This window comes from uncultured Kluyvera sp. (genome assembly GCF_902485085.1).
In the GTDB taxonomy this organism is placed as follows: domain Bacteria; phylum Pseudomonadota; class Gammaproteobacteria; order Enterobacterales; family Enterobacteriaceae; genus Kluyvera; species Kluyvera ascorbata.
In genome coordinates this window covers 1-17,920 of the sequence record NZ_CABTJS010000179.1, presented here as the reverse complement: position 1 = coordinate 17,920, position 17,920 = coordinate 1, and the positions used below count along the sequence as shown (strand labels likewise).

At 56.6% G+C, this 17,920-nt stretch carries 13 protein-coding genes; 9 read left to right on the top strand and 4 right to left on the bottom strand.

The features are described from left to right. Positions 1-66 precede the first annotated feature (66 nt). Complete coding sequence (locus RDN66_RS22360) at positions 67-2,085, bottom strand: NADPH-dependent 2,4-dienoyl-CoA reductase (protein ID WP_202217150.1); 2,019 nt, start codon at positions 2,083-2,085, stop codon at positions 67-69. A 144-nt stretch (positions 2,086-2,229) separates the two neighbouring features. Further along, positions 2,230-3,621: a putrescine aminotransferase gene (gene ygjG, locus RDN66_RS22355; protein WP_035897184.1), complete on the bottom strand. Its 1,392-nt coding sequence runs from the start codon at positions 3,619-3,621 to the stop codon at positions 2,230-2,232. Positions 3,622-3,986: 365 nt separating this feature from the next. Here ygjG and RDN66_RS22350 point away from each other — a divergent pair, with 365 nt between their 5' ends. Further along, the gene (locus tag RDN66_RS22350) at positions 3,987-5,507 is read left to right on the top strand and encodes a PAS domain-containing methyl-accepting chemotaxis protein (RefSeq protein WP_202217151.1); all 1,521 of its coding nucleotides are present in this window, start codon (positions 3,987-3,989) and stop codon (positions 5,505-5,507) included. Here RDN66_RS22350 and RDN66_RS22345 read toward each other — a convergent pair. Beyond that, positions 5,504-6,085: a PadR family transcriptional regulator gene (locus tag RDN66_RS22345; protein WP_035897187.1), complete on the bottom strand. Its 582-nt coding sequence runs from the start codon at positions 6,083-6,085 to the stop codon at positions 5,504-5,506. The two genes, RDN66_RS22350 and RDN66_RS22345, sit on opposite strands and share 4 nt — an antisense overlap. 236 nt (positions 6,086-6,321) lie before the next feature. Between RDN66_RS22345 and RDN66_RS22340 the strand changes: the two genes are divergently transcribed. The 3 genes from RDN66_RS22340 (at position 6,322) to RDN66_RS22330 (ending at position 9,593) form a co-directional block, all read left to right on the top strand. Further along, positions 6,322-7,086, top strand: a complete 765-nt coding sequence (locus tag RDN66_RS22340) for a siderophore-interacting protein (RefSeq protein ID WP_202217152.1) — start codon at positions 6,322-6,324, stop codon at positions 7,084-7,086. Positions 7,087-7,536: 450 nt separating this feature from the next. Then, on the top strand, positions 7,537-9,090 hold the full coding sequence (locus RDN66_RS22335; protein WP_123652310.1) for a peptide MFS transporter: 1,554 nt from the start codon (positions 7,537-7,539) through the stop codon (positions 9,088-9,090). 203 nt (positions 9,091-9,293) lie between these two features. Next, entirely contained in the window at positions 9,294-9,593 is a 300-nt protein-coding gene (locus tag RDN66_RS22330) for a DUF1889 family protein (protein WP_035897195.1), read from the top strand. A gap of 99 nt (positions 9,594-9,692) precedes the next feature. Here the strand turns inward: RDN66_RS22330 and prpR are convergent, their stop codons facing one another. Beyond that, positions 9,693-11,294 (bottom strand): propionate catabolism operon regulatory protein PrpR, encoded by a 1,602-nt coding sequence (gene prpR, locus RDN66_RS22325; RefSeq protein WP_202217153.1) that lies wholly within the window; start codon positions 11,292-11,294, stop codon positions 9,693-9,695. A 247-nt stretch (positions 11,295-11,541) separates the two neighbouring features. Here prpR and prpB point away from each other — a divergent pair, with 247 nt between their 5' ends. From prpB to RDN66_RS22300, 5 genes are all read left to right on the top strand, one after another. Next, positions 11,542-12,423 carry a methylisocitrate lyase gene (gene prpB, locus RDN66_RS22320; protein ID WP_035897332.1) on the top strand — a complete coding sequence of 294 codons (882 nt, stop codon included), beginning with the start codon at positions 11,542-11,544 and terminating at the stop codon, positions 12,421-12,423. A gap of 74 nt (positions 12,424-12,497) precedes the next feature. Continuing rightward, complete coding sequence (prpC, locus tag RDN66_RS22315) at positions 12,498-13,667, top strand: 2-methylcitrate synthase (protein ID WP_308538193.1); 1,170 nt, start codon at positions 12,498-12,500, stop codon at positions 13,665-13,667. A 40-nt stretch (positions 13,668-13,707) separates the two neighbouring features. Next, positions 13,708-15,159, top strand: coding sequence for a bifunctional 2-methylcitrate dehydratase/aconitate hydratase (locus RDN66_RS22310; protein WP_202217155.1), 1,452 nt, complete (start codon positions 13,708-13,710; stop codon positions 15,157-15,159). Positions 15,160-15,198: 39 nt separating this feature from the next. Beyond that, a complete protein-coding gene (prpE, locus tag RDN66_RS22305; protein WP_202217156.1) occupies positions 15,199-17,088 on the top strand; it encodes a propionate--CoA ligase in 1,890 nt (629 codons plus the stop codon). A gap of 302 nt (positions 17,089-17,390) precedes the next feature. Then, positions 17,391-17,920: Arm DNA-binding domain-containing protein (locus RDN66_RS22300; protein ID WP_049019394.1), on the top strand; the 530-nt coding region annotated here is incomplete at its 3' end.

The following is a 17,920-nucleotide window of genomic DNA, read 5'->3' as shown; positions in this document are numbered from 1 at the left end:
ATAGCGCCTTCCCAGCGTCGCGTTCGTAGCCCGGCCGAGCGAGCGCGACGCCAGGGGCTGGCTGGCTTAAATACTTAGCGCCAGCTTCGTCCCCTGCGCAATCGCCCGTCGGGCATCCAACTCGCTTGCTACGTCACAACCGCCGATAAGATGCACCGTCTTACCCGCCGCCAGCAGTGGTTCGTGCAACGTACGGTTTGGCTCCTGACCGGCACAGATAATCACATTATCAACCGCTAACACCTGCGCTTCGCCGCCTATCTCAACGTGCAGCCCCTCATCGTCTATCTTCTGGTAGCTGACCGCCGGGATCATCTTCACGCCGCGTGAAAGCAGAGTGGTGCGGTGGATCCAGCCGGTGGTTTTGCCTAATCCTTCGCCCGGCTTGCTGGCTTTACGTTGCAGCATCACAATCTGCCGCGGGCTGCGGGCCAGATGCGGCCCTTCCGGGCGCAGGCCGCCTGACTGCAACAGGCTGGTATCGATACCCCATTCCACGCAAAACTCGGCGATATTCTGGCTGGTGGAGTCGCCGGGCTGGCTTAAGTACATCGCCGTATCAAAGCCGATGCCGCCGCAACCGATAATTGCCACGCGTTGCCCTACCGGTGCTTTATCGCGCAGAACGTCCAGATAGGTCAGCACTTTAGCATGTTCGATCCCCTCGATCGGCGGCTTGCGCGGTGCGATCCCGGTCGACAGGATCACTTCATCAAAACCGAGGAGATCGTCGGCGCCGACGCGCTGGTTAAGCTTCAGCGTGACGCCGGTGACGTCGAGCATCCGGCGGTAGTAGCGCAGCGTTTCGTAAAACTCCTCTTTGCCGGGGATCTGCTTGGCGATATTAAACTGCCCGCCAATTTCTGCGCTGGCGTCAAATAGCGTGACCTGATGACCGCGTGCGGCAGCATTGATAGCAAAGGCCAGCCCCGCCGGGCCCGCGCCGACGACCGCCAGGTTTTTACGTGTGGTGGCAGGAAGGATCGGCATTTTGGTTTCGTGGCAGGCGCGCGGGTTGACCAGGCATGAGGTCACCTTACCGACAAAGATCTGATCCAGACAGGCCTGGTTACAGCCGATGCAGGTGTTGATCTCATCGCTGCGCCCCGACTGGGCTTTTGACAGCAGCTCGGCGTCAGCGAGGAATGGACGCGCCATCGATACCATGTCGGCATCGCCGCGCGCCAGAATATCGTTCGCCACCTGCGGATCGTTAATGCGGTTGGTGGTAATCAGCGGGACGGTCACCAAACCTTTTAACTTGCGTGTCACCCAGCTAAACGCACCGCGCGGCACCGGCGTGGCGATGGTCGGGATCCGCGCTTCGTGCCAGCCGATCCCGGTGTTGATGATCGTTGCGCCCGCGGCTTCGATCGCCTGGGCGAGGCGTACGGTTTCATCAAAGGTGCCGCCGTTATCCACCAGGTCGAGCATCGACAGGCGGTAGATAATAATAAAGTCTTTCCCGACGCGCTGGCGCACGGCGCGCACCACTTCTACCGCGAAGCGCATGCGGTTGTCGTAGCTGCCGCCCCATTGATCGTCGCGCTGGTTAGTGCGGGCGGCGAGAAATTCGTTAATCAGGTAGCCTTCCGAGCCCATCACCTCCACGCCGTCGTAGCCTGCTTCCCGCGCCAGTTGGGCGCAGTGGGCGAAGTCGTCGATAAGCGCCAGAATGCCTTCGTGCGTGAGTTCGCGCGGCGTAAAGCGGTTGATCGGCGCCTGAAGCGGGGAAGGGGCGACCAGATTTGGCTGGTAGCTGTAGCGGCCGGTATGCAGGATTTGCAGCGCAATTTTGCCGCCTTCCTGATGGACGGCGTCGGTAATCGTGCGGTGGTGCGGCAATTGACTCACATCGTTCAGCATCGCGCCGCCCGCCATCCCTACGCCGGTCGCATCCGGGGCGATACCGCCGCTGACGATCAGCGCCACGCCGTGGCGCGCGCGCTCGGCGTAGAACGCCGCCAGACGCTCCGCGCCATCGGGATACTCTTCCAGCCCGGTATGCATCGAGCCCATCAGCACGCGGTTTTTCAGCTGGGTAAAACCAAGATCGAGCGGGGCGAACAGCGACGGATAGCTCATAAGGATGTCCAGTATGTGAAATTATTGTTATGTGGTCGGATGAGTTACTAATTTAGCCGTCGGCGGGAAAAAGGGAAAAGGGGAATGCGATGATTGTGATGGGATTCAAAGAACGCCCCCAACCAAACGGTAGGGGGCGTGAGTTTACTGCTCGGTGGCAACCTGATTCTGGCTGACGCGCAGGGCCGCCAGCGCGTTACGCGCCGCCTTAAGCACCTGGTCGCACTGTTCCATCGTTAAGGTCAACGGTGGCTCGATGCGAATGGTCTTGGCGTTGTTGAGCGTTCCGGCAACCAGCACGCGCTGGCGGAACATCTCGCTGGCAAAGTTATAGCCGATTTCGTTATCGACAAACTCAATGGCCATCAGCATGCCTCTGCCGCGCGCTTCACGGACCAGATCCGGATATTCACGCGCCATACTGCGGAAACCGTCCAGCAGAATATCGCCTTTCTGTTCCGCCTGAGCAGGCAGGTTTTCGGTCAGCAGCACGTTGATGGTCGCCAGCGCGGCCGCACAGGCCAGCGGGTTACCGCCAAAGGTGGTGGTGTGCAGGAACGGGTTATCGAACAGCACCGAGAATACCTCTTCGGTGGCGATGGTCGCGCCGATCGGCATTACGCCGCCGCCGAGTGCCTTCGCCAGGCACAGAATGTCCGGCTGAACGTTCTCATGCTCACAGGCAAACATCTTGCCGGTGCGTCCCATACCGGTTTGCACTTCGTCGAAGATAAGCAGCGCGCCAAACTCATCGCACAGTTTACGCACGGCCGGCAGGTAGCCCTGCGGTGGCAGAATCACGCCACCTTCACCCTGGATGGGCTCGAGGATCACTGCTGCAACGTCATCGCCGGTTTTCTGGCATTCGCTGAGCATCGTGCGCATGGCGTCGAGATTGCCGAACGGCACGTGGCGGAAGCCCGGCAGTAACGGCATAAACGGCTTGCGGAACGTTGACTTAGCGGTGGCCGACAGCGCCCCGAGCGATTTCCCGTGGAATGCGCCGCTGGTGGCAATAAAAGTGAACTTGCCGCGCGGTGACTGGTACGCTTTCGCGAGCTTCAGCGCCGCCTCTACGGATTCGGTGCCGCTGTTGCTGAAGAAGCTGTACTTCAGTTTACCCGGTGCCAGTGCCGCCAGGGTTTTGGCGAGCATCGCCCGTAGCGGGTCGAGCAGTTCCTGGCTGTGAAGCGGTTGTTTAGCGAGCTGATTCTGTACGGCGGAAACCACCACTGGATTACGGTGCCCCACGTTGAAAATACCAAAACCGCCCAGGCAATCGAGAAACTCCTGACCCTGGGTGTCGACAAGCGTATTTAACCCTCCCGCCTGCCACTCTACGGCTCCGTAATCCCCACCGGCTGTTACAGATTTTCGGTACTCTAAAAACCCCGGATTCACATGCTCTTTAAAGTATTCCCTGACCTCCTGGTTAAGAGCTTTCATCTCCTCATGGTCAAGCGTTCGCTTTTCAATGAGATTCAGTGCGTGTGCGCTGCAGGCCAGAGCCGATGCGCTGGAAGGTAACCTGTTCAAAATAAGCTCCTGGGGATCACGTATCACACGATACTGATTTAAGTATTGCAGGGATTACGCCATCTCAGCGTTGGCGGTGAAAATCGGGATAAACGCCAGGGGAAATCGTGCTTGTACAATATTTAATCGTCCAGCGAAGCGAGAGAGTGTGAAAGCGGTCACGAGGCAGTGCGTGGTTGTCGGGCGTATTGCCCCACAAAAGGGCAGGTTTTGCGCCACGGATGAGCAGCAAAGAATGACGTGAGGAAAGTAGGGCTTTTGTCTATTTTGCGATCTAACGCAAAATTAACAATTAAGGTTAATTTAATATCCTCCGATATAACAATTGTAATACATTTCTCTTAGCACCTGAAAAGGATGTCCGTATGTCTACCCTGCCCGACCAAAACTCGTCCGAATCGCTGATGGACGACCACACCACGTTGATGTCCACCACCGATCTCAACAGCTATATCACCCACGTAAACGATGCCTTCGTGAAGGTGAGTGGCTATAGCCGCCACGAGATGCTGAGCCAGCCGCACAATATGGTGCGTCATTCCGATATGCCAAAAGCGGCTTTTGCCGACATGTGGCGAACCCTGAAGCAGGGCGAGCCGTGGAGCGGTATCGTCAAAAATCGCCCGAAACACGGCGGCCATTACTGGGTGCGCGCGAACGCCATCCCCCAGGTGCGTAATGGTAAAACGATTGGCTACATGTCGATTCGCACGAAAGCCAGCGATGAAGAGGTGGCGGCGGTTGAGCCGCTGTATCAGGCGCTTCGTGAAGACCGCAGCAATAAACGTCTTTATAAAGGACGTGTTATCAGCAAACGCTGGTGGGGCAAACTGTCGGCTATCCCGCTCCGTTGGCGGGTCAGAAGTATTATGTCGGCGTTCTACCTGCTGCTGGCCGCCAGCCTGCTGGCCCTGAGTGCGCCGGTCATGGCGGTGCTGGCGTCGGCGCTGATTTTGCTGCTGACCACGCTGGTGCTTGAATGGCAAATTGTTCGCCCGGTGGAAAACGTGGCGCGACAGGCGCTCTGCGTGGCGACCGGCGAGCGTAACAGCGTTGATCCGCTGCCGCGCAGCGATGAACTGGGGCTGACGCTACGTGCGGTCGGTCAGCTCGGTCTGATGTGCCGCTGGCTGATTAACGATGTCTCGACGCAGGTGAATAGCGTGAGCGATGGCAGCGATGTGCTGGCACGCGGCAACGAAGATCTGAATCAGCGTACTCAGGAAACGGTCGTTAACGTACAGCAAACCGTGGCGACCATGAGCCAGATGGCGGCGTCGGTACAGAATAACTCCCAGACGGCGGCCGAAGCCGATAAGCTCTCGCTGGCGGCCAGCGGTGCGGCGGCGCAGGGCGGTCAGGCGATGCACCGGGTGGTGCAGACCATGGAAGATATTGCTGACAGTACGCAGCGCATTGGTTCTATCACCACGTTGATTAACGATATCGCGTTCCAGACCAATATTCTGGCGCTGAACGCCGCTGTCGAAGCGGCGCGCGCGGGCGAGCAGGGGAGAGGGTTTGCCGTGGTCGCCGGGGAAGTTCGCCATCTGGCGAGCCGTAGCGCGACGGCGGCAAACGAGATTCGTCAGCTGATTGAGGCCAGCGCCAGCAAGGTGCAGTCGGGCTCCGAGCAGGTTCACGCTGCCGGGCGCACGATGGATGACATTGTCTCGCAGGTACAGAATGTCACCCAGCTGATTGCGCAGATTAGTCAATCTACGTCTGAACAGGCCACGGGGCTGTCTGATTTAACGCGTGCCGTGGCGAAGCTGGATGAGATCACCCAGAAAAACGCCGGACTGGTGGCAGAAAGCGCCAACGTATCGGCGATGGTAAAACACCGCGCCAGCCGTTTACAGGATGCGGTCACCGTCCTGCATTAATCCAACTGCGAGATCTCGAGCGCCGCGCGGTCGATAATGCCGACAATCTGCTTCAACTGCGCGTCGCTTGTCTCGCCCTGATTCACCTTCAGGTCTAGCACGGCTTTAAAGTTATCCAGCGCCCGTTTCATCTGCGGGTTTTTGCGCAGTTCATGCCCCACCATGCGGGACTTCAGGCGCGCCTGAATGTGTTCCAGATGTTCCTGATTTTCTTCCAGCGTCTGGGTGCCTTCGGCGGTAATAGCGATTTTTTTACGCCCGCCGTCCTCTTCATGCACCGTAATCAGCCCCTGGTCCTGGAGCAGGTCGAGCGTCGGGTAGATAACGCCGGGACTTGGGCTGTAATTGCCCTCGGTCAGGGCTTCAATCGCTTTAATCAGTTCATAGCCGTGGCTGGCGTTATCCTTCAGGATGCTGAGGACCACCAGACGCAGCTCGCCGTGGCCGAAGAAGCGCTGGCGACGTCCGCCGCCGCCGTGACCTTCGCCACGCCCGCCACGATGTTCACACTCACCGCGTTCACCGCGATGTCCACGACCACCACGGCCGCGATGTTCAGAATCAGAGAAAGGTCTCATGATGTTTATCCTTACGTTGTTTAGATATATCTAACTTATATCTAAATGTATATCTTTAGCAATATCGAAAACGTGTTATTTTTTATTGTGTTGATTTTTAATGATTTTAATTTTGTGTTCGGATTTTTTGTGCGCCGCTGTTCATATATCTTAAAAATAGCTTGCTTTCTGTTTAGTTGGCAATCATTATCATTTGCAAATGATTTAGATATATCTATTTGTGAGAGAGACGCCAAATGAAAGAGAACAAATACCCACAGCGCGTGCGCAATGAACTTCGTTTTCGTGAACTGACCGTCCTGCGCGTGGAGCGCGTGGGTGAAGCCTTCCAGCGCGTGGTGCTGGGCGGTGAGGCGCTGGAAGGTTTTAGTTCGCGCGGCTTTGACGATCACACCAAGCTGTTTTTCCCGCAGGCCGGTAGCACCCTGACGCCACCAACGATGACCGATGAAGGGATTGTATGGGCAGAAGGCGTGCGCCCGCAGGCCCGCGACTATACGCCGCTCTATAATGCCGAGCGCCACGAGCTGGCCTACGATTTCTTTATTCATGACGGCGGCGTCGCCAGCCAGTGGGCAATGGAAGCAAAAGCGGGCGATACGCTGCTTATCGGCGGCCCGCGCGGTTCGTTGGTGGTGCCGGAAGATTATGCCTGGCAGCTGTACGTTTGCGATGAAACCGGTATGCCGGCGCTGCGTCGCCGTCTGGAAGCGCTGCAGACGTTAGCGGAGCGTCCGCAGGTGACGGCGCTGGTGATGGTAAAAGACGATGCGGATAAAGCCTATCTGGCCGGGTTCGATGGCTTCAATATCGAGTGGATTTCCGGCTACGATGTGGCCACCGTCGCCGCGCGCCTGGCACAGCTCACGGTGCCGGAATCGGATTACTTTATCTGGCTGACCGGTGAAGGGAAGGTGGTAAAAAGTCTGACCGACGGTTTTGTTACCGACGCTATCGACCCGCAGCTGGTGCGTTCAAGTGCCTACTGGCATGCGAAATAACTAAATTCTGGTTGCGCTATACGATGATGTGATAGCGCGACCCCATTCCTGCCCTCTCTCTCCTCGTGATTTATCCAGATCTCCCCTCATCATTATGATGAACATCCTGTTTTCCACACTTTTTATACGATTATTTTGCCCCGTATTTGGGGCTGTATTTGATGATTATTTATTATCTAATTAATTGTTTTTAATGAATTAACTGTGAGTAAAATCGTGGTTATGTGATGTCAATCACTACATTCATGTTTCCAATACAAAATCTGTAAAACTAGAACTTTGTCGACTTTTCGTCTAAAAATACCGGGTCCAGGGCTAGACACGACCACGCAATGGTTATCAAATGGTTAAAAAATACCGTGTCAGATGTTAATCATCGACAAAATTAAAAAATGGTTAGCCCGCATACACGACTTACCTGCGTTACGACGCACCTTCTCTGGAGAAACTATGCATTCCTCTGTTAATAAAAACGAAAGCCGGACCTTTTTCGGTCATCCGTACCCGCTGGGTTCGCTGTTCTTTACCGAAATGTGGGAGCGATTCTCGTTTTACGGTATCCGCCCGTTACTGATCCTGTTTATGGCGGCAACCGTCTATGACGGCGGCATGGGACTGGCGCGTGAAAACGCCTCGGCGATTGTAGGTATCTTCGCGGGAACGATGTACCTGGCGGCGCTGCCGGGCGGCTGGTTGGCTGATAACTGGCTCGGCCAGCAAAAAGCGGTGTGGTACGGCTCTATTCTGATTGCGCTGGGCCACCTGTCGATCGCGCTGTCGGCCTTTATGGGTGACAACCTGTTCTTTATCGGCCTGATGTTTATCGTACTGGGCTCGGGTCTGTTCAAGACCTGTATCTCAGTGATGGTCGGCACGCTGTATAAAAAGGGTGATGCCCGTCGCGACGGCGGCTTCTCGCTGTTTTATATGGGCATCAACATGGGGTCATTTATCGCGCCGCTGATTTCCGGCTGGCTGATTAAATCCCACGGCTGGCACTGGGGCTTTGGCATCGGCGGTATCGGGATGCTGGTGGCGCTGGTTATCTTCCGCGTGTTTGCCGTTCCGGCAATGAAGCGCTACGACAGCGAAGTGGGCCTCGACTCTACCTGGAACAACCCGGTGGCGAAGAAAAACGGCGTTGGCGCATGGCTGCTGGCGTTAGCGGTGGGTGTAGCAGTGATTATCACCCTGATTGCCCAGGGCATCATTGTGATTAACCCGGTGGCCGTTGCCAGCGTGCTGGTGTACGTGATTGCGGCTTCCGTGGCGCTGTACTTCATCTACCTGTTTGCCTTCGCGGGTTTGAGCCGTAAAGAACGTGCGCGCCTGCTGGTGTGCTTTATTCTGCTGGTCTCCGCGGCGTTCTTCTGGTCTGCCTTCGAGCAGAAACCTACGTCGTTCAACCTGTTTGCCAACGACTATACCAACCGTATGATCGGTGATTTCGAGATCCCAGCGGTATGGTTCCAGTCAATTAATGCCCTGTTCATCATCCTGCTGGCGCCGGTATTTAGCTGGGCCTGGCCTGCACTGGCGCGTAAAAACGTCCGTCCTGGCAGTATCACCAAGTTCGTTATCGGTATTCTGTGTGCGGCAGCAGGCTTCGGTCTGATGATGCTGGCAGCGCAGAACGTGTTGAGCAACGGCGGCGCTGGCGTATCACCGATGTGGCTGGTGGGCAGTATCCTGATGCTGACGCTTGGCGAGCTGTGCCTGAGCCCGATTGGTCTGGCGACTATGACGCTGCTGGCACCGGAAAGAATGCGCGGCCAGATGATGGGGCTGTGGTTCTGCGCCAGCGCGCTGGGCAACCTGGCGGCAGGTCTGATTGGTGGTCACGTGAAGGCCGATCAGCTGGATATGCTGCCGGACCTGTTCGCTCGCTGCTCCATTGCGCTGCTGATCTGTGCCGCGGTGCTGTGCGTACTGATTGTGCCGGTTCGCCGGATGCTGGAAAACGCCAAATCCAGCGCGGAACAAACGCCGGTCAGCAACGCGTGATAGTGTTCTGACTACTGAGCCGGTACATATTGTACCGGCTTTTTTTTGCGCAATGCGCACCGTTTCTTGCGCAAAACGGGTATAAAACGTGATTTCTGTTCGAGAATAAATGCAATAACGTGAGCGGTTCCTTTGAAATTGCGCTGGATTCCGGTCCATAGTATAGACTTGTTTACTACGTGGTTAATTTTAAGGACAAGCATATGCCAGCAGTCATTGATAAAGCTTTGGATTTCATTGGTGGTATGAACACGTCTGAGCCAGTACCACAGTCCATGGATGAGAGTACAGCGAAGGGAATTCTGAAATATTTAAAAGAGTTAGGTGTTCCCGCAAGCTCTGCGGCGGTGGCTGAACGTGGTCATCAGGACGGCTGGAGCGAGGGATTTACTGATAAAGTGGCGGGATGGGCCGAGAAGGTCGAATCCGGCGAGCATATGGTGATTAAGAACCCTGAATTCTTCTCTTCCTACATGCGTGAAGAGCTCCGCTCACTGGTGTGAGTTAACCCTGTTTAAATCCCAATAGCCTATCCCGGATGCTTTCACCGTAAGCGTGAAGGCATCCTGTTTTACTCCCCCTCGCTTTCACAGCCGCACGGGCTAATCTCCGACCTTGAGTCTGCGCCAGAACGTCGTACGGCTGATGCCAAGATAGCGTGCCGCCGCGGTTTTATCGCCATTGAACTGGGCGAGCACCTGTTGAGGGCTTAATGAGTCTGGTGCTGGTGGCACCAGGTTTTGCGCGACGAGTTCAGGCAGGCACTGCCGTAAAAAATCGCTATCCAGCATGGGCTGCGGCTCAACGCTTAAAAAAAGCGCCAACCGTTCCATCATATTACGCAGCTCGCGGACGTTGCCGGGCCAGCTATAGCGCAGCAGAACCGATTGGCTTTGCATCATCCCGTTGCGTAGCGCCTCGCTAAACGGCACCCCTAAGGCCGCCAGCGACTGCACCAGAAACGCCTCCGCCAGCGGCACAATGTCTGCCAGGCGCTCGCGCAACGGTGACAACTTCAGGCGTAAGATGCTGAGGCGATAAAACAGGTCATTGCGAAATTGCCCGCGTTTCATCTCCGCTTCCAGATGACAGTGGGTGGCGCTAATCACCCGTACCTCGACGGGAATGGGGTGGTGCCCGCCTACGCGCGTGACCTCTTTTTCCTCCAGCACGCGCAGCAGGCGCGTCTGCAAGGGGAGGGGCATCTCGCCAATTTCGTCCAGAAACAGCGTCCCGCCATGGGCAATTTCAAACAGCCCGGCCCGTCCGCCGCGCCGTGAGCCGGTAAACGCGCCTTCTTCATAGCCAAACAGTTCGGCCTCCAGCAGTGATTCGGCAATGGCACCGCAGTTCACGGCGACAAACGGCGGAAAGGATTTGCCGTGGCGGTGGCCCAATCGCGTGAAATATTCGCGGTGAATGGCCTGTGCCGCCAGCTCTTTCCCCGTACCGGTTTCTCCCTGAATCAGCACTGCCGCACGAGAGCGCGCATAGAGCATGATGGTGTGGCGAACCTGTTCCATGGGCCCCGATTCCCCGCGCATGTCGTCCAGCGCATAGCGTGTGCGCAGACCGCTGCCAGCCGCAGGGTAGACGCTTTGCCGCAGCGTCAGACGGGTCATCTCCAGCGCATCGCTGAAGGCCTGGCGGACGGTGGCTTCGGAATAGATAAAGATTCCGGTCATGCCCGCCTCTTCGGCGAGGTCGGTAATCAGCCCTGCGCCCACGACCGCGTCTATGCCGTTGGCCTTCAGTTCGTTGATTTGCCCTCGGGCGTCTTCTTCAGTGACGTAGCTACGCTGCTCAAGCTGCAGGTTAAACGTCTTTTGAAAGGCGATAAGTGCAGGCAGCGTCTGCTGATAGGTCACGATGCCGATGGAGGAGGTGAGCTTTCCGGCTTTTGCCAGCGCCTGTAGTACGTCAAAGCCGCTGGGTTTAATCAGGATAACCGGCACGGAAAGGCGGCTTTTCAGGTACGCGCCGTTGGAGCCCGCGGCGATGATGGCGTCGCAGCGTTCGGTCGCCAGCTTCTTGCGGATGTAGTTCACCGCCTTTTCGAAACCAAGCTGGATGGGGGTAATGGTCGCCTGATTATCGAATTCGAGGCTGATATCGCGAAACAGTTCGAACAGACGAGTGACCGAGACCGTCCAGATAACCGGCCTGTCGTCATTCACTCTCGGTGGAAGCGATGTGGCTGCCATAGCGTGCTCAAAAAAGGGGCCGAATATTGGGTTTAGACTTGTTTCATAAATGTTGCAATGAAACGCGATAGAACGTTTCGTGAAACGTTAGCTGACACGTTTTAATCGACATTGAGAATGAAGAGACTAATTAATTATTTGTTATTAAAGGAGTTAAATAAATGACGCTCAGAAAACAGGCGTTGGCATATCCCTTGCTTTATCTGAATCAACCGAAAGTAACAAGTTGATAACAAGAGGACGGGATATGTCTCTACACTCTCCAGGCCAGGCTTTCCGCGCTGCGCTGACCAAAGAAAACCCCTTGCAGATTGTCGGCACGATTAATGCCAACCACGCGCTGCTGGCCCAGCGTGCCGGGTATCAGGCTATTTATCTTTCCGGCGGCGGCGTGGCGGCCGGTTCCCTCGGGCTACCGGATTTGGGGATTTCTACCCTTGATGACGTGCTGACCGACATCCGCCGTATCACCGACGTCTGCCCGCTGCCGCTGCTGGTGGACGCGGATATCGGTTTTGGCTCGTCGGCGTTTAACGTCGCGCGCACCGTGAAGTCCATCAGCAAGGCCGGGGCCGCGGCGCTGCATATTGAAGATCAGATTGGCGCTAAGCGCTGCGGGCATCGACCGAACAAAGCGATCGTTTCTAAAGAGGAGATGGTCGACCGCATTCGGGCGGCGGTCGATGCGCGTACGGACCCGGACTTCGTGATCATGGCGCGTACCGATGCGCTGGCGGTGGAAGGGCTGGAGGCGGCTATCGATCGCGCTCGCGCCTATGTGGAAGCGGGGGCCGACATGCTGTTCCCGGAGGCTATCACTGAGCTTTCAATGTATCGCCAGTTTGCCGACGCGGTGCAGGTGCCGATCCTCGCCAATATCACCGAATTCGGCGCGACGCCGCTGTTTACCACCGATGAACTGCGCAGCGCCCACGTGGCGATGGCGCTTTATCCGCTCTCGGCTTTCCGCGCGATGAACCGCGCCGCCGAGCAGGTCTATAACGTGCTGCGTCAGGAAGGTACGCAGAAAAGCGTTATCGACATGATGCAGACGCGCAACGAGCTGTACGAAAGCATCAACTACTACCAGTACGAAGAGAAGCTCGACGCGTTGTACACCAAAAAGTAGGCCTGATAAGGCGTTTATCCGGCCTACTCGAACACCCTCAGCACCCTACCTATGACAATAATGACGAGGACAACATGAGCGATACATCGATCCTGCAAAATAGCACCCATGTCATTAAGCCTAAAAAATCCGTCGCCCTTTCCGGCGTACCGGCGGGGAATACTGCGCTGTGCACCGTCGGCAAAAGCGGCAACGACCTGCACTATCGTGGTTACGATATTCTCGATTTAGCGGAGCACTGCGAGTTTGAAGAGGTGGCCCATCTGCTGATTCACGGCAAGCTGCCGACCCGCGATGAGCTGCAAGCTTACAAGATTAAGCTCAAAGCGCTGCGCGGCCTACCAGCTAACGTGCGCACCGTGCTGGAGGCGCTTCCTGCGGCCTCGCATCCGATGGACGTGATGCGCACCGGCGTGTCGGCACTGGGCTGCACGCTGCCAGAGAAAGAGGGGCATACCGTTTCCGGCGCGCGCGATATCGCCGACAAGCTGTTGGCCTCGTTCAGCTCAATCCTCCTCTATTGGTACCACTACAGCCACAACGGCGAACGCATCCAGCCGGAAACCGACGACGATTCGGTCGGCGGTCACTTCCTGCATCTTCTGCACGGCGAAAAACCGTCGGCAAGCTGGGAAAAGGCGATGCATATCTCGCTGGTGCTGTACGCCGAGCACGAGTTTAACGCCTCCACCTTTACCAGCCGCGTGATTGCCGGGACCGGTTCTGACGTCTATTCAGCGATTATTGGTGCGATTGGCGCGCTGCGCGGCCCGAAACACGGCGGGGCTAACGAGGTGTCGCTGGAAATTCAGCAGCGTTACGAAACCCCGGACGAAGCCGAAGCGGATATCCGCAAGCGCGTGGAAAACAAAGAAGTGGTGATTGGCTTTGGTCATCCGGTTTACACCATTGCCGACCCGCGCCATCAGGTCATTAAGCGCGTTGCCAAACAGCTTTCCCAGGAGGGCGGTTCGCTCAAAATGTACAACATCGCCGACCGTCTGGAATCGGTGATGTGGGACACCAAGAAGATGTTCCCCAACCTCGATTGCTTCTCGGCGGTCTCCTACAACATGATGGGCGTGCCGACCGAGATGTTCACCCCGCTGTTCGTCATCGCCCGCGTGACCGGCTGGGCGGCGCACATTATTGAACAGCGCCAGGACAACAAAATTATCCGTCCTTCCGCCAACTACACCGGCCCGGAAGACCGTGAGTTTGTCCCGCTGGATAAGCGTCAGTAATCCCAAACCACTAACGATAAAAAAACAGGAAAAGTACCCTATGTCCGCTCAGATGATGAATATTCGCCCGGAGTTTGACCGTGAAATCGTGGATATCGTGGATTATGTGATGCACTACGATATCACCTCCAAAGTGGCCTATGACACCGCCCACTACTGCCTGCTTGATACGCTGGGCTGCGGGCTGGAAGCGCTGGAGTATCCGGCCTGCAAAAAGCTGATGGGGCCGATTGTTCCGGGCACCGTGGTGCCGAACGGTGTGCGCGTGCCGGGCACTCAGTTCCAGCTCGACCCGGTGCAGGCGGCGTTTAATATTGGCGCGATGATCCGCTGGCTTGATTTCAACGATACCTGGCTTGCCGCCGAGTGGGGACATCCTTCTGATAACCTCGGTGGGATCCTGGCAACGGCGGACTGGCTGTCGCGCAACGCGGTGGCCGCAGGCAAAGCGCCGCTGACCATGAAGCAGGTGCTGACCGGCATGATAAAAGCCCATGAAATTCAGGGCTGTATTGCGCTCGAGAACGCTTTCAACCGCGTGGGGCTTGACCACGTGCTGCTGGTGAAAGTGGCCTCTACCGCGGTGGTGGCGGAGATGCTGGGGCTGACGCGCGATGAGATCCTTAACGCCGTCTCGCTGGCGTGGGTCGACGGTCAGTCGCTGCGCACCTATCGTCATGCGCCGAATGCCGGCACGCGTAAATCCTGGGCGGCAGGTGACGCCACCTCGCGCGCGGTGCGGTTGGCGCTGATGGCAAAGACCGGAGAGATGGGCTATCCGTCAGCGCTGACGGCGAAAACCTGGGGCTTCTATGATGTCTCGTTTAAGGGCGAAGCGTTCCGCTTCCAGCGCCCTTACGGCTCCTACGTGATGGAGAACGTGCTGTTTAAAATCTCCTTCCCGGCGGAGTTCCACTCGCAGACGGCGGTAGAAGCGGCGATGACGCTGTATGAGAAGATGCAGGCGGCGGGCAAAACGGCCGCCGATATCGAGAAGGTGACCATCCGCACTCACGAAGCCTGTATTCGTATCATCGATAAAAAAGGTCCGCTGAATAACCCGGCCGACCGTGACCACTGCATTCAGTACATGGTGGCGATTCCACTGCTGTACGGCCGCTTAACCGCGGCGGACTACGAGGACAGCGTGGCGCAGGATAAACGTATCGACGCTCTGCGCGAGAAGATTACCTGCTTTGAAGACCCGGCGTTTACCGCCGACTACCACGCGCCGGATAAGCGGGCCATCGCCAATGCTATTACCCTCGAATTCACCGACGGTACGCGCTTCGAAGAAGTGGCCGTAGAGTACCCGATTGGCCACGCCCGCCGCCGCACCGACGGTATTCCGAAGCTTATCGATAAATTCAAAATCAACCTGGCGCGTCAGTTCCCAACCCGCCAGCAGCAGCGCATTCTGGATGTCTCCCTCGACAGAACCCGTCTGGAGCAGATGCCGGTGAATGAGTATATGGATCTGTTCGTTATCTGAAACACGACTCATCAGGCGTAAGTTCAACAGGAGAGCATTATGTCTTTTAGCGAGTTTTATCAGCGTTCCATTACCGAGCCGGAGACGTTTTGGGCCGAGCAGGCCCAGCGTATCGACTGGCAGATGCCTTTTACGCAGACGCTGGATAGCAGCCATCCGCCGTTTGCCCGCTGGTTTTGCGGTGGCACCACCAACTTATGTCACAACGCTATCGACCGCTGGCTGGACCAGCAGCCGGACGCGCTGGCGCTGATCGCGGTTTCGTCGGAGACCGAAGAGGAGCGTACATTTACCTTTCGCCAGCTGTATGACGAAGTGAACGCGGTGGCGTCGATGCTGCTATCGCTGGGTGTTCAGCGCGGCGACCGGGTATTGGTTTATATGCCGATGATTGCCGAAGCGCAGATAACGCTGCTGGCCTGCGCGCGCATTGGTGCCATTCACTCGGTGGTGTTCGGCGGCTTTGCCTCGCACAGCGTGGCGGCGCGTATTGATGATGCCAGACCGGTGCTGATTGTCTCGGCGGACGCGGGCGCGCGCGGCGGCAAAATCATGCCGTATAAAAAGCTGCTCGATGATGCCATTGACCAGGCGCAGCATCAGCCACGCCACGTACTGCTGGTGGATCGCGGACTGGCGAAAATGGCGCGTGTTGCCGGGCGCGATCTCGATTTCGCTACGCAGCGTCAGCAGCATGAAGGGGCACGAGTACCGGTCGCCTGGCTTGAGTCCAACGAGACGTCCTGCATTCTCTATACCTCTGGCACCACCGGCAAACCGAAAGGCGTACAGCGCGATGTGGGCGGCTACGCGGTGGCGTTGGCAACCTCGATGGCGACCATTTTCGGTGGCAAAGCGGGCGGCGTATTCTTCTGCGCCTCGGATATCGGCTGGGTGGTCGGCCACTCTTATATTGTCTACGCGCCGCTGCTGGCGGGCATGGCGACCATTGTCTACGAAGGACTGCCGGTTTATCCCGACTGTAGCGTGTGGTGGAAAATCGTTGAGAAGTACCAGGTCAACCGCATGTTCTCAGCGCCAACCGCTATCCGCGTGTTGAAGAAGTACCCAACCGCGCAGATTCGCCACCACGATCTCTCCTCGCTGGAGGCGCTGTATCTGGCGGGAGAACCGCTCGACGAACCGACCGCCGCGTGGGTGACCGAGACGCTGGGCGTGCCGGTAATCGACAACTACTGGCAGACCGAATCCGGCTGGCCGATTATGGCGATTGCCCGTGCGCTGGACGACAGACCCTCACGCCTTGGCAGCCCCGGCGTACCGATGTACGGCTACAACGTCCAACTGCTTAACGAAGTGACCGGTGAACCGTGCGGAGTTAACGAGAAAGGAATGCTGGTGATCGAAGGGCCGCTGCCGCCGGGCTGCATCCAGACTATCTGGGGCGATGACGAACGCTTTGTGAAAACCTACTGGTCGCTGTTTTCCCGCCAGGTCTACGCCACCTTTGATTGGGGCATCCGCGATGCCGACGGCTATTACTTCATTCTTGGCCGTACCGACGATGTGATAAACGTCGCCGGGCATCGTCTGGGAACACGCGAGATAGAAGAGAGTATTTCCAGCTATCCGAACGTCGCGGAAGTGGCGGTGGTCGGCGTCAAAGATGCGCTAAAAGGGCAGGTGGCAGTGGCGTTTGTGATCCCGAAACAGAGCGACAGCCTGGACGATCGCGACGTCGCCCATTCAGAGAAAGAAGCGATCATGGCGCTGGTGAACAGCCAGATAGGCAACTTTGGCCGCCCGGCGAACGTCTGGTTTGTCTCGCAGCTGCCGAAAACGCGATCCGGTAAAATGCTGCGCCGTACGATCCAGGCGATATGCGAAGGGCGCGATCCGGGGGATCTGACGACGCTCGACGATCCGGCTGCGCTGCAACAGATTCGCCAGGCAATTGAGGCGGGGTGATAGGGTTGATGTTATCAACGTAAAAGGGCTGACGATTTCTCGTCAGCCCTTTTTTATCTGGTGGCCCCTGTTGGGTTTGAACCAACGACCAAGCGATTATGAGTCATAAAATCGGCATGCTTCTAATCGTTCGCTATTGACGCTTATTGTATTTTTAATTGTCTATAATCAATCAGTTATGATGTTGTTTTTGTTTCTGATTGGTTGTCTCGTCTCCTCATTGTACTATCGTTACCTGACCCATTACCTGACCCAAAATGGGCATCGGGTCAGGTAACGCTTATCCTTAGAAAGGTAACCTCATGGCCGCTAATCTTACCGAGACTGCTATACGTGGATTGAAGACAAAAAGCACGTCGTACTACGTGTGGAGCAACAGTGCTCAGCGTGGTACCGGCAGGCTTGGCGTTAAGGTTCAGCCTTCAGGCAGCAAAGTTTTTTATTTCCGTTACTACGTTGAGAAAGGGAAGAAAGAGAAATTCATTCAGTTGGGCATCTGGCCTGAGATGAAACTCGTAACAGCCAATGAGCTGGCGAAAAAGTATGGTGCCTGGCTTGTTGAAGGAAAAGAGCCCCAACAAGAGCTTGAGCAACAACGCCTGGCCGAAGAGCACATTATGCAGATCCATCGCTCTCAAGGATCGTTTGAAGAGCTGGTGCATGGCTACGTTAACAAGATGAAGCTCGACAATAAGCGGACCTGGGCTGATGTTCTGAAGCGTCTTGAAAAAGAGTGCTACACGGTTATCCCTCGAGAAACCAAAGCGAAAGATGTAACACCTCTGCAGATCAAAACCATCCTCTCAGGCATTATCCAGCGTGATGCGGTGGT

Coding starts and splice junctions, on each gene's coding strand:
- RDN66_RS22360 (WP_202217150.1), bottom strand. CDS start 2,085: ATGAGCTATCCGTCGCTGTTCGCCCCGCTCGATCTTGGTTTTACCCAG.
- RDN66_RS22350 (WP_202217151.1), top strand. CDS start 3,987: ATGTCTACCCTGCCCGACCAAAACTCGTCCGAATCGCTGATGGACGAC.
- RDN66_RS22345 (WP_035897187.1), bottom strand. CDS start 6,085: ATGAGACCTTTCTCTGATTCTGAACATCGCGGCCGTGGTGGTCGTGGA.
- RDN66_RS22340 (WP_202217152.1), top strand. CDS start 6,322: ATGAAAGAGAACAAATACCCACAGCGCGTGCGCAATGAACTTCGTTTT.
- RDN66_RS22335 (WP_123652310.1), top strand. CDS start 7,537: ATGCATTCCTCTGTTAATAAAAACGAAAGCCGGACCTTTTTCGGTCAT.
- RDN66_RS22330 (WP_035897195.1), top strand. CDS start 9,294: ATGCCAGCAGTCATTGATAAAGCTTTGGATTTCATTGGTGGTATGAAC.
- prpR (WP_202217153.1), bottom strand. CDS start 11,294: ATGGCAGCCACATCGCTTCCACCGAGAGTGAATGACGACAGGCCGGTT.
- prpB (WP_035897332.1), top strand. CDS start 11,542: ATGTCTCTACACTCTCCAGGCCAGGCTTTCCGCGCTGCGCTGACCAAA.
- prpC (WP_308538193.1), top strand. CDS start 12,498: ATGAGCGATACATCGATCCTGCAAAATAGCACCCATGTCATTAAGCCT.
- RDN66_RS22310 (WP_202217155.1), top strand. CDS start 13,708: ATGTCCGCTCAGATGATGAATATTCGCCCGGAGTTTGACCGTGAAATC.
- prpE (WP_202217156.1), top strand. CDS start 15,199: ATGTCTTTTAGCGAGTTTTATCAGCGTTCCATTACCGAGCCGGAGACG.